This is a genomic window from Streptomyces sp. NPDC058052 (genome assembly GCF_042885515.1).
Taxonomy (GTDB): domain Bacteria; phylum Actinomycetota; class Actinomycetes; order Streptomycetales; family Streptomycetaceae; genus Streptomyces.
The window spans coordinates 141,508-153,261 of the sequence record NZ_JBHVRX010000019.1 but is presented as its reverse complement, the minus strand read 5'-3'; the positions used below and the strand labels follow the sequence as shown (position 1 = coordinate 153,261).

The following is an 11,754-nucleotide window of genomic DNA, read 5'->3' as shown; positions in this document are numbered from 1 at the left end:
GCCTCCGCTTCACCCACCCCGACACCTACCGCACCGCCGCGACGGCCCTCCGCGAAGCGACCCGCGACGACGAGGCACTCACCCTCCAGATCGCCGGCGACGGCAGCCAGCGGGCGCTCCACGCCCTGCTCGACCGCCTCGACACCGCCGGGATCGAGGCGGACGAGCTCACCGTCCACACGCCCGACCTCGACGACGTCTTCTTCGCCCTCACCGCCGTTCCCGCCGCCGTCCCCGCCCAGCCGAAGGAGGCTGTCCGATGAGCACCCTCGCCCTCGCCGTCCGCGACTCGTCCACGATGCTCCGCCGCAACCTCCTGCACGCCCGCCGCTACCCGTCGCTGACGCTGAACCTGCTGCTCACCCCGGTGATGATGCTGCTGCTCTTCGTCTACATCTTCGGCGACACCATGAGCGCCGGCATGGGCGGCGCGGACCGCGACGCGTACGTCGCCTACCTCGTCCCCGGACTGCTCCTGATGACCATCGGCTCCACCGTCATCGGCACCGCGGTCTCCGTCTCGAACGACATGAGCGAGGGCGTCATCGCCCGCTTCCGCACCATGGCGATCCACCGGCCCTCGATCCTCGTCGGGCACGTCGTCGGCAGCGTCCTCCAGTCGGTGGCCGGCGTGGTCCTGGTCGGCGCGGTCGGCGTCGCGATCGGCTTCCGCTCCACCGGCGCCACCGCCGTGGAGTGGCTGGCCGCCTTCGGTCTCCTCGTCCTCTTCGCCACCGCGATGACCTGGATCGCCGTCGGCATGGGCCTGGTCTCGCCGAACGCCGAGGCCGCGAGCAACAACGCCCTCCCGCTGATCTTCCTGCCGCTGATCTCCAGCGCCTTCGTCCCCGTCCACCAGATGCCGGGCTGGTTCCGGCCCCTCGCCGAGTACCAGCCCTTCACCCCCGCCATCGAGACCCTCCGCGGCCTCCTCCTCGGCACCGGGATCGGCCACAACGGCTGGCTCGCCCTCGCCTGGTGCGCCGGCCTCACCGTCCTCGGCTACCTCTGGTCGACGAAGACCTTCGGCAAGGACCCCCGGTAGGACACGAACCGCCCCGAAGCCCTCCCCGCCCCGCCGGCCCTCCCGCCGGCGGGGCGGTCGCGTCGGGTCCGCGTCCGCTCCCGGCCCGGGTCCGCGTCCGCTCCGGGTCCGCTCCCGGTCCGAGTCCGGGCGCGTCCGGCCCGATCCTGTCGAAACTCTGGCCGTCGCCCTGTTTCGGACCGCCGGGCCTCCCGCCGATCATGGAATCCACCGACCGGTGGAACCGATGGAACGAGGGGGAGCCCGAGATGGCCCTGGAGATGCGCGAACGCTGCGAACGCTGCGGGACGACGGCCCTGCCGGCCGACGGACCCGCCCGGATCTGCTCGTACGAGTGCACCTTCTGCGTGCCCTGTACGGACGCGATGTCCGGCGTCTGTCCCAACTGCGGGGGCGAACTCGTCCCGCGCCCGCGCCGGGTGACGTGACATCACTCCCCTGGTCAGGGACATGACGTGCGGTGGGTACGGTGGGGCCCATGAACATGTGGACGCGGGGGGCGGCCGGGGCCGCCATGTGTGCGGTGCTCGCTCTGACGGGCTGTGAGACCTCGGACGTGTCCGTGAAGCCCCAGGACGCGAAGCCCCAGGACGGGGCGTCGGGCGGCGCGGGTGGTGCGGGCGGTGCCGGTGGTGCCGATCTGGCCCTGGTCGTCGGGGAGTGGAAGGAGGTCAGCGGCGGTGACACTCCCTGGACCATACGGATCTCCGCCGACGGCACCTTCTGGACCAGCGACGGCAGCGACACCTGCCAGGGCACGGTGAAGGCCGTGCCCTCCGAGGCCGACAAGGTCTGGCGCCACTTCCTGGCCGACGCGGACTGCGGCTGGGCCGGCCGGCAGCTGGCCCCGCTGAAGCTCGGCGAGGAGGACGGCGAGGAGAAGCTGATCCTCACCAACGACTCGGGCGAGGGATCGAGCGAGAGCTACCGGCGCGCCGGCTGACGACTGACGAGTGCCGGCTGACGGCTGCCGGCCGGCAGCCGTCAGCCCGGCCGGACTACCGCACGACGTCGAAGACCTGCTTCTGGATGCCGTTGGCGTAGGTCTCGTGCTCGACCAGCCTCAGCTTCTGGGCGTCCTTGTCCGCGGTGCTGAACAGCCGCTTGCCGGCGCCGAGGAGGACCGGGAAGACCAGCAGGTGGTAGCGGTCGACCAGACCGGCGTCGGAGAGCGCGCGGTTCAGGGTCGCGCTGCCGTGGACGATGATCGGGCCGCCCTCGGTCTCCTTGAGGGCGGCGACCTCGTCGAGGGTGCGGAGGATGGTCGTCGGGCCCCAGTCGGAGACCAGGTCGTCCTCGGTGAGCGTGGTGGAGACGACGTACTTCGGCATCTCCTTGTACTCGGCGAAGTCCGCCATCCCCGGCCACACGGGGCTGAACGCCTCGTAGCTGACCCGGCCCAGCAGCATCGCGGTCGCCTCTCCCTGCTCGCGGCCCTTGATCTCGTACGCCTCCGGCAGGAAGTCGATGTCCTTGAAGGTCCAGCCGGCGTTCCGGTAGCCCTCCTCGCCGCCGGGGGCCTCGACGACGCCGTCGAGGGAGACGAAGGCAGAGGTGATCAGAGTGCGCATGGCGTGTTCCTCGTCTGTCGGTGCGTCCGTTGCCGTCCGCCGGGGTGTACTCGTTCGTTCTCATGCTGGTGGACCGGAGGCCCCGGCGAAACTCATCGGTCCCCGCCGGCTCTTCTACGCGCCGGGCCTCGGGCTGAAGCCGTCGCGGTACAGCCGGCCGGTCACCGCGTCCACCCACAGGCGCTCCGTCGTGTCCGAGACGCGCGGGTCGAGCTCCTGCGGGGTCTCGTCGTGGACCATGCCGACGATCCATTCCGGGTGCCAGGCGCCGCCCCGCTCGACCGCCCGCAGGTCGTACGCCTCGATCCGGAGGCCCGGCGGCAGCCCCCGCCCCTTCGCACCGGCCTCCAGATGCCGGCGTACGACCCCGGCCGCCTGGTCCGCGCTCTGCTCCGGGTCCGGGAGGTCCAGGCGCGTGGGGCCGAGGGTCACGTCGACGCGGGCGACGCGGCCGGTCCGGTCGACGTGGACGTTCAGGGTGCGGGGCATGACGATGCCGCCGTCCATCCAGCGCCAGGCGGTGACCCAGCCCTGTGCCGCCCGGGGGCCGAACGGGTACGTCGTCGTGTCGCCGGCGCTCTCCGCCCACGGGTAGTGGGCGCGCATGTAGCGGCGGGCGGTCTCGTACGCCTCCGCCTCCGTCCTCGGCGCCGCGCCGGCGCCCGGCACCGGGAAGCCCGGCGCCGAGCCCGGGCCGGTGAAGCCGGGGGTCCCCGGTTCGACGGTCAGGCGCTTGCCGTCCGGCCATGACAGCGAACCCGTGCCCCCGGGGTCCCCGGGGGCCGCGCCGGGAGGCAGGACGCCGAAGACGAGGTGGGCGCAGGGCACGTCCAGGCACGGCTGGTGGAGAACGTTCCGGACGCCGTACCCGTCGCCGAACGCCTCCCGCACCGCCGCCTCCGCCGCCCTGTGCTGGGCCGGACCGGCGGGGGACAGACCCGTGCCGTCCTGGTGGGTGAAGATGATCGCGGTCCTCGCGAGGACCGTCCCGGCCACCAGGAGGACGGCCGCGGCGACGCCCGCGCCGCGCGCCCAGGCCCGCGGCGCGAAGCCCGGGGCGCGCAGCAGGAACAGGGCCGCCAGGGCCGCGCCCGCGAGCCCGCCGAGGACGTTCATCAGGGCGTCCGAGCTGTCGCAGATCCGGCCCAGTCCGTCCACGGAGCCCTGGACGAACTCGATCGCCGGCGGCAGCGCGACGACCCCGACGAGGACCGGCAGCGGGCGGCGGACGGCGCCGAGGGCGAAGAAGCCGAGCGGCACGGTCATCGCCAGGTTCCACCACCCCTGCGTCGTGCGGAAGGGTTCCAGGACGTCGTGGTTGACCACGCAGGTCCCGAGGGCAGGGCCGCTCCCCATGAAGGTGACGCCGAGGATTCCGGTGAGGGTGGCGGCGAGCCCCGCCCACCACGGGCCGCGCGGGCTCCCCCGGCGGCGGGCCGCCCACCAGGCCGCGCCCCCGAGGACGAGGGCGGCCAGCGCGCAGCCGGCGAGGTGGCCGAGTCGGTCCTGGAAGATCGCGGTCAGCACAGAGGTGTTCCTCGGGGGTCAGGGGGTGAGGGGGTGAGGGCCGGGGCCGCCGGCCGGAAGGCGGAGGGCCGCGGACCCCCGCGGCTTTCGGACGTCGTACGTGTTCCACGCCGAAGATCCACGTCCGGTGGCCGGAGCGGCCCGGACTGTCCGGATCCGGGCACCTTTCCGGCCGGATCCCGGCGCCCCTCCGGCCGGATCCGGGTGTCCCTCCGGCCGGATCTCCCGCCGCCGTCCGCACCGGAACACTTTTTCAAGCAAGCATGCTTGATTGTTTCTCGGATCGCTGCCATGCTCCGACTCCTCAGGCCCGTCCTCCCGAGGGGAGCGCACCGTGTCCGACCCCGGCGCCGTCCGTACGGTTCTCGCCGACCTGCGTGCCGAAGGCGATGAACTCGACCTGATCGTCGGAGGGTTGAGCGACGAGCGGTGGGCGCTCGCGACGCCCGCCGCCGGCTGGACCGTCGCCCACCAGATCGCGCACCTCGCCTGGACCGACCGGGCCGCCCTGCTCGCCGTCACCGATCCCGGCGCGTTCGCCGCGGAGGTCGAGAAGGCGCTCGCCGCGCCCGAGCGGTTCGTCGGCGACGGCGCGGAGGAGGGGGCCGCGCTGCCGCCCGCCGAGCTGCTGGCGCGCTGGCGGGACGGGCGGGAGCTTCTGCGGGAGGCGCTGCTCGCGGTGCCTCCGGGCGACAGGTTCCCCTGGTACGGGCCGCCGATGAGCGCCCCGGCGATGGCGACCGCGCGGCTGATGGAGACCTGGGCGCACGGGCAGGACGTGGCCGACGCGCTCGGCGTCGTCCGCACTCCCACCGCCCGGCTGCGGCACGTCGCCTGGATCGGGCACCGGGCCCGCGACTACGCCCATCTCGTGCGGGGCGAGCAGCCGCCCGCCGAGCCCGTGCGGGTGGAACTCGTCGCGCCGTCCGGCGCGACGTGGACGTTCGGGCCCGAGGAGGCCGGACAGCGGGTCACCGGGACCGCCCTCGACTTCTGCCTGCTGGTCACCCAGCGGGTGCACCGGGACGACACCGCCCTGCGGGCCGAGGGGGACGGCGCCGAGCACTGGCTGCGGATCGCGCAGGCATTCGCCGGACCGGCCGGCGCCGGGCGCGCGCCGAAGGGGGGCGCGCGGTGACGCCGCTCCGGATCGGGAACGCCTCCGGCTTCTACGGCGACCGGTTCGCCGCCGTCCGCGAGATGCTGACGGGCGGACGGCTCGACGTCCTCACCGGCGACTACCTCGCCGAGCTGACCATGCTCATCCTCGGCCGGGACCTGATGAAGGACCCGTCCGGCGGGTACGCGAAGACCTTCCTCCGGCAGATGGAGGAGGGCCTCGGGCTGGCCCACGAGCGCGGCACGCGGATCGTCGCCAACGCCGGCGGGCTCAACCCGGCGGGGCTCGCCGACGCCCTGCGGGCGCTCGCCGGCAGGCTCGGCCTGCCGACCCGCGTCGCGCACGTCGAGGGCGACCTGCTGCCGTCCGGGCCGGGCGTCCTGACCGCCAACGCCTACCTGGGCGGCGCGGGGATCGCCGCCTGTCTCGCCGCGGGCGCGGACGTCGTCGTCACCGGCCGGGTCACCGACGCGGCGCTCGTCACCGGGCCCGCCCAGTGGCACTTCGGCTGGGGCCCGGAGGAGTACGACCGGCTCGCCGGGGCCGTCGTCGCCGGACACGTCCTGGAGTGCGGCACCCAGGCGACCGGCGGCAACCACGCCTTCTTCCGCGAGATCGACCCGAAGCTCCTGCTGCGGCCCGGCTTCCCGCTCGCCGAGCTGCACGAGGACGGGTCCGCGGTCGTCACCAAGCACCCCGGCACCGGTGGTGTCGTCGACGTCGGCACCGTCACCGCCCAGCTGCTGTACGAGACGGCCGGGGCCCGGTACGCCGGGCCCGACGTGACCGCGCGGCTCGACACGGTCCGGCTCACCCAGGAGGGGCCCGACCGGGTGCGGATCGACGGGGTCCGGGGCGAGGCGCCGCCGCCCACCCTCAAGGCGGGCCGCTGCCGGCTCGGCGGCCACCGCAACGAGGTCGTCTTCGTCCTCACCGGCCTCGACGTCGAGGCGAAGGCCGCGCTGGTCCGCGAGCAGATCGGCGCCGCGCTCGCCGCCGCCCCGCCCGCCGAGGTCCGCTGGGAGCTGGCCCGCACCGACCGCCAGGACGCGGCCACCGAGGAGACCGCGAGCGCCCTGCTCCGGCTCGTCGTCCGCGACCGGGACCCGGAGAAGGTGGGCCGGGCGCTGACGGGGGCGGCGATCGAGCTGGCCCTCGCGAGCTACCCCGGCTTCCACGTCACCGCCCCGCCCGGCAAGGGCGCCCCCTACGGCGTCTTCGAGACCGCGTACGTGCCCGCCGCCGACGTCCCGCACACGGCCGTGCTCCCCGACGGGACCCGCGTCGCGATCCCCGTACCGCCGGAGTCCCGCGCCCTGGAGGCCGTGCCCGAGCCGGTTCTTCCCGCGCCGCTGCCGCCGGGGCCGGCCGTGCGGGCGCCGCTCGGGCGGATCGCGGGGGCCCGCAGCGGCGACAAGGGCGGGGACGCCAACGTCGGGGTGTGGGTGCGGACGGAGACGGAGTGGCGGTGGCTCGTCCACACCCTGACCGCGGACCTGTTCCGCGAACTCCTCCCGGAGACCGCCGACCTGCGGGTCACCCGGCACGTACTGCCCCGCCTGCGGGCGCTGAACTTCACCGTCGAGGGGCTGCTCGGCGAGGGCGTCGCCTCCCAGGCCCGTTTCGACCCCCAGGCCAAGGCGGTCGGCGAATGGCTCCGCTCCCGGCACGTCGACGTACCGGAGGCCCTGCTGTGACCGCCCGCCCCGACCTTCCGGAGGGACCGCTGTGACCGTCCTCGCCTCCGCCCTCGACACGGGCGGACCCGACTACGAGGCCCACCGGGCCGCCATGCTGGAGAAGCTCTCCGCCCTCGACGCCGAGCACGCCAAGGCGCTCGCGGGCGGCGGCGAGAAGTACACCGCCCGGCACCGCGGGCGCGGCAAGCTGCTGGCCCGCGAGCGGATCGAACTGCTCGTCGACCCGGACTCGCCGTTCCTGGAGCTGTCCCCGCTCGCCGCCTGGGGCAGCGCCTACCCCGTGGGCGCCTCCCTGGTCACCGGCATCGGGGTGGTGGAGGGCGTCGAGTGCCTGATCACCGCCAACGACCCGACCGTGCGCGGCGGCGCCTCCAACCCGTGGACGCTGAAGAAGGCGCTGCGCGCCAACGAGATCGCGTACGCCAACCGGCTCCCGGTGGTCTCGCTCGTCGAGTCCGGCGGCGCCGACCTGCCCTCCCAGAAGGAGATCTTCATCCCGGGCGGGGCGCTCTTCCGCGACCTCACCCGGCTCTCCGCCGCCGGGATCCCGACGATCGCGGTCGTCTTCGGCAACTCGACGGCCGGCGGGGCGTACGTGCCCGGCATGTCCGACCACACGGTGATGATCGAGGAGCGGTCGAAGGTCTTCCTCGGCGGCCCGCCGCTGGTGAAGATGGCGACCGGCGAGGAGAGCGACGACGAGTCCCTGGGCGGCGCGGCCATGCACGCCCGCGTCTCCGGTCTCGCCGACCACTACGCCGTCGACGAGGCCGACGCGATCCGGCAGGCCCGCCGGATCGTCGCCCGGCTCAACCACCGCAAGGCGCACCCGGATCCGGTGGCGGCCGAGCCGCCGAAGTACGACGCCGAGGAGCTCCTCGGGATCGTGCCCGGCGACCTCAAGACGCCGTTCGACCCGCGCGAGGTGATCGCCCGGATCGTCGACGGCTCCGACTTCGACGAGTTCAAGCCGCTCTACGGCCCTTCGCTCGCCACCGGCTGGGCGCGGCTGCACGGCTATCCGGTCGGCGTCCTCGCCAACGCGCAGGGCGTGCTCTTCTCCGCCGAGTCGCAGAAGGCCGCCCAGTTCATCCAGCTGGCGAACCAGCGGGACATCCCGCTGCTCTTCCTCCACAACACCACCGGCTACATGGTCGGCAAGGAGTACGAGCAGGGCGGCATCATCAAGCACGGCGCGATGATGATCAACGCGGTGTCGAACTCGAAGGTCCCGCACCTCTCCGTCCTCATGGGCGCGAGCTACGGCGCCGGGCACTACGGCATGTGCGGCCGGGCCTACGACCCCCGCTTCCTCTTCGCGTGGCCGAGCGCCAAGTCCGCCGTCATGGGCCCGCAGCAGCTCGCGGGCGTGCTGTCGATCGTGGCGCGGGCCTCCGCGGCGGCGAAGGGGCAGCCGTACGACGACGAGGCCGACGCCGGTCTGCGGGCCCTGGTCGAGGCGCAGATCGAGTCCGAGTCGCTGCCGGCGTTCCTCTCCGGCCTGCTCTACGACGACGGGGTCATAGACCCCCGCGACACCCGCACGGTCCTCGGGCTGTGCCTGTCCGCGATCCACACGGCACCGGTCGAGGGCGCGCGCGGCGGCTTCGGCGTCTTCCGAATGTGAGGCACCAGGTGATTTCCACGCTGCTCGTCGCCAACCGCGGCGAGATCGCCTGCCGCGTCTTCCGCACCTGCCGCGAGCTGGGCATCAGGACCGTCGCCGTCTTCTCCGACGCCGACGCCGACGCGCTGCACGTGCGGGAGGCCGACGCGGCGGTACGGCTGCCGGGGGCCGCGCCCTCGGAGACGTATCTGCGCGGGGACCTCGTCGTGGCGGCGGCGCTCGCCGCGGGCGCGGACGCGGTCCACCCCGGGTACGGCTTCCTCTCCGAGAACGCGGGCTTCGCGCGGGCCGTGACCGAGGCCGGGCTGACCTGGATCGGGCCGCCGCCGGAGGCCATCGAGGCGATGGCGTCCAAGACCCGCGCGAAGGAACTCCTCGGCATCGCCCCGCTCACCGACGTCACCGAGGACGACCTGCCCGTCCTGGTGAAGGCGGCGGCGGGCGGCGGCGGACGCGGGATGCGGATCGTCCGCGAGCTCGCCGGTCTCGAAGCCGCGCTGGAGGCGGCCTCGGCCGAGGCGGCGAGCGCCTTCGGGGACGGCGAGGTGTTCGTCGAGCCGTACGTGGAGAACGGGCGCCACGTCGAGGTGCAGGTGCTCGCCGACACCCACGGCACGGTCTGGACCCTCGGCACCCGCGACTGCTCCCTCCAGCGCCGGCACCAGAAGGTGATCGAGGAGGCCCCGGCGCCCGGCCTGCCGGCCGCGCTCGTCGAGGAGCTGTACGAGCGGTCGGCGGCGGCGGCGAAGGCGGTCGGCTACGCCGGCGCGGGCACGGTGGAGTTCCTCGTCGAGGACGTCCCCCGGGCTCTCGGCTCCGCTCGGGCGGAGGGGAGCCCCAGGGCGCACTTCCTGGAGATGAACACCCGGCTCCAGGTCGAGCACCCGGTGACCGAGGAGGTGTACGGCGTCGACCTCGTCGCCCTCCAGATCGCCGTCGCCGAGGGCGCCCCGCTCCCGCCGGAGCCGCCGGCCGCCCGGGGGCACGCGGTCGAGGCCCGGCTCTACGCGGAGGACCCGGCCGCGGAGTGGGCCCCGCAGACCGGCCGCCTGCACGCCTTCGGTGTGCCCGGCGTCCGCGTCGACACCGGCTACGTCTCCGGGGACACCGTGCCGGTGCATTACGACGCCATGCTCGCCAAGGTCGTCGCGCACGCGCCGACCCGCGCCGAGGCCGTCCGCCGGCTGGCCCACGCGCTGGAGCGGGCGGTCCTCCACGGGCCCGCCACCAACCGGGACCTCCTCGTCGCCTCGCTGCGGCACGCCGACTTCCAGGACGACCGGCGCCTCGACACCGGCTTCTACGAGCGGCACCTCGACGCCCTCGCCGTCCCGCCGGCCGGCGCGGAGCACGCGGCCGTCGCCGCCGCGCTGGCCGAGGCGTCCCGCAACTCCGGCCGCTTCGGCGGCGGCTGGCGCAACGTCCGCTCCGGCGACGAGACCAGGGCGTACGGGGAGCACGAGGTCCGCTACCGGCCCACCCGGGACGGCGGCTTCGAGGTCCTTGCCCCCGGGGGAGTGCGGGTCGTCAGCGCCGCGCCCGACCGCGTCCGCCTCGAAACCGACGGTGTCGTACGGGACTTCGAGGTGGCCTCGTACGGGCCGGGGGACGCGGGCGTCGTCCACGTGGGCCCGCACCGGCTCGCCCCCCGCCCCCGCTTCACCGACCCGCGCGAGCAGACCCTTCCGGGCTCCCTGCTCGCGCCCATGCCCGGCACCGTCGTCCGGCTCGCCGACGGCCTCGCGGTCGGCGACCGGGTCGAGGCGGGGCAGCCCCTGCTCTGGCTGGAGGCCATGAAGATGGAGCACCGGGTCGTCGCTCCCGCCTCCGGCACGCTCACCGCGCTCCACGCCGCCCCCGGCCGCCAGGTCGAGGTCGGTGCCCTGCTCGCCGTCGTACAGACCGAAGCACAGGAGGACCAGACAGCATGAGCACCGACATCGAGCCCCGAGAGCACACCGAGCTCCGCGCCGCGGTCTCCGCGCTCGGCCGCCGCCACGGTCCCGGATTCGACCGGGCGGCCCTGTGGGCGGAGGCCGGCAAGCTCGGCTACCTGGGCGTGAACCTGCCGGAGGAGTACGGCGGCGGGGGCGGCGGCATGGCCGAGCTGTCCATCGTCCTGGAGGAGGCCGGGGCCGCGGGCGCCCCGCTGCTGATGATGGTGGTGTCGCCGGCGATCTGCGGCACGGTCCTCTCCCGCTTCGGTACCGACGGGCAGAAGGCGGCCTGGCTCCCCGGCCTCGCCGACGGGTCGCGGACGATGGCCTTCGGCATCACCGAGCCGGACGCGGGCTCCAACTCGCACCGGATCACCACCACCGCCACCCGCACCGAGGACGGCTGGGTCCTCAACGGGCGGAAGGTCTTCGTCTCGGGCGTCGACATCGCCGACGCCACCCTGATCGTCGGCCGCACCTCCGACGCCCGCACCGGCAACCTCAAGGCGTGCCTCTTCATCGTCCCGCGCGACACCCCCGGCTTCGGCCGGCGCCACATCGAGATGGAACTCGACGCGGACGAGAAGCAGTTCGAGCTGACCCTCGACGATGTCCACCTGCCGGCGGACGCGCTGGTCGGCGACGAGGACGCGGGGCTGCTCCAGCTCTTCGCCGGCCTCAACCCGGAGCGGATCATGACGGCCGCCTTCGCGATCGGCATGGGCCGGTACGCCCTCGACAGGGCGGTCGCCTACGCCAAGGAGCGGCAGGTCTGGAAGGCGCCCATCGGCTCCCACCAGGCCATCGCCCACCCGCTCGCCCAGGCGCACATCGAGCTCGAACTGGCCCGTCTGATGATGCAGAAGGCGGCGAAGCTGTACGACCAGGGCGACGACCTCGGCGCGGGCGAGGCCGCCAACATGGCCAAGTACGCGGCCGCGGAGGCGTGCGTGAGGGCGGTGGACGCGGCCGTCCACACCCTCGGCGGCAACGGCCTGACCAAGGAGTTCGGCCTCGCCCGGCTGGTCACGGCGTCCCGGGTCGCCCGGATCGCCCCGGTCAGCCGGGAGATGATCCTGAACTACGTCTCGGCCCACACCCTGGGGCTGCCCAAGTCGTACTGAGCCCGGGGTTCCGGCGGCGCCGGGGGCCGTCCGGCCGATCCTCGGATACGGCCCCCGGTTGTGAAGGTCCTGTGTACGATCCACGGCCACGGCACTCCGCCCG

At 74.3% G+C, this 11,754-nt stretch carries 10 protein-coding genes and 1 pseudogene; 9 read left to right on the top strand and 2 right to left on the bottom strand.

Annotation, left to right across the window (positions count from 1 at the left end; all coding sequences use genetic code 11):
- The 4 genes and pseudogenes from ACFVU3_RS25235 to ACFVU3_RS25220 form a co-directional block, all read left to right on the top strand.
- Positions 1 to 263: pseudogene (locus tag ACFVU3_RS25235) on the top strand (ABC transporter); the annotation flags it as partial.
- Positions 260 to 1,045, top strand: coding sequence for an ABC transporter permease (locus tag ACFVU3_RS25230; RefSeq protein WP_390069519.1), 786 nt, complete (start codon positions 260 to 262; stop codon positions 1,043 to 1,045). The pseudogene ACFVU3_RS25235 and the gene ACFVU3_RS25230, both read left to right, overlap by 4 nt.
- 248 nt (positions 1,046 to 1,293) lie before the next feature.
- Positions 1,294 to 1,473 (top strand): DUF1272 domain-containing protein, encoded by a 180-nt coding sequence (locus ACFVU3_RS25225; protein WP_390069538.1) that lies wholly within the window; start codon positions 1,294 to 1,296, stop codon positions 1,471 to 1,473.
- 50 nt (positions 1,474 to 1,523) lie between these two features.
- Positions 1,524 to 1,988, top strand: a complete 465-nt coding sequence (locus ACFVU3_RS25220) for a hypothetical protein (protein WP_390069518.1) — start codon at positions 1,524 to 1,526, stop codon at positions 1,986 to 1,988.
- A 55-nt stretch (positions 1,989 to 2,043) separates the two neighbouring features.
- Here the strand turns inward: ACFVU3_RS25220 and ACFVU3_RS25215 are convergent, their stop codons facing one another.
- A complete protein-coding gene (locus ACFVU3_RS25215; RefSeq protein WP_390069516.1) occupies positions 2,044 to 2,616 on the bottom strand; it encodes a dihydrofolate reductase family protein in 573 nt (190 codons plus the stop codon).
- 114 nt (positions 2,617 to 2,730) lie between these two features.
- A complete protein-coding gene (locus ACFVU3_RS25210) occupies positions 2,731 to 4,143 on the bottom strand; it encodes a VanZ family protein (protein WP_390069514.1) in 1,413 nt (470 codons plus the stop codon).
- 334 nt (positions 4,144 to 4,477) lie between these two features.
- Here ACFVU3_RS25210 and ACFVU3_RS25205 point away from each other — a divergent pair, with 334 nt between their 5' ends.
- From ACFVU3_RS25205 to ACFVU3_RS25185, 5 genes are read left to right on the top strand one after another with little or no spacing between them, the layout of a single operon-like run.
- Positions 4,478 to 5,281 carry a TIGR03084 family metal-binding protein gene (locus tag ACFVU3_RS25205; RefSeq protein ID WP_390069512.1) on the top strand — a complete coding sequence of 268 codons (804 nt, stop codon included), beginning with the start codon at positions 4,478 to 4,480 and terminating at the stop codon, positions 5,279 to 5,281.
- Positions 5,278 to 6,960, top strand: a complete 1,683-nt coding sequence (locus tag ACFVU3_RS25200; RefSeq protein WP_390069510.1) for an acyclic terpene utilization AtuA family protein — start codon at positions 5,278 to 5,280, stop codon at positions 6,958 to 6,960. The genes ACFVU3_RS25205 and ACFVU3_RS25200 overlap by 4 nt, the downstream gene beginning before the upstream one ends.
- Before the next feature lie 31 nt (positions 6,961 to 6,991).
- On the top strand, positions 6,992 to 8,590 hold the full coding sequence (locus tag ACFVU3_RS25195) for an acyl-CoA carboxylase subunit beta (RefSeq protein ID WP_390069509.1): 1,599 nt from the start codon (positions 6,992 to 6,994) through the stop codon (positions 8,588 to 8,590).
- Between the two features lie 8 nt (positions 8,591 to 8,598).
- Positions 8,599 to 10,521: a biotin carboxylase N-terminal domain-containing protein gene (locus ACFVU3_RS25190; protein ID WP_390069507.1), complete on the top strand. Its 1,923-nt coding sequence runs from the start codon at positions 8,599 to 8,601 to the stop codon at positions 10,519 to 10,521.
- Positions 10,518 to 11,651: an acyl-CoA dehydrogenase family protein gene (locus tag ACFVU3_RS25185; RefSeq protein WP_390069505.1), complete on the top strand. Its 1,134-nt coding sequence runs from the start codon at positions 10,518 to 10,520 to the stop codon at positions 11,649 to 11,651. Before ACFVU3_RS25190 ends, ACFVU3_RS25185 begins: the two co-directional genes overlap by 4 nt.
- Positions 11,652 to 11,754: the final 103 nt, after the last annotated feature.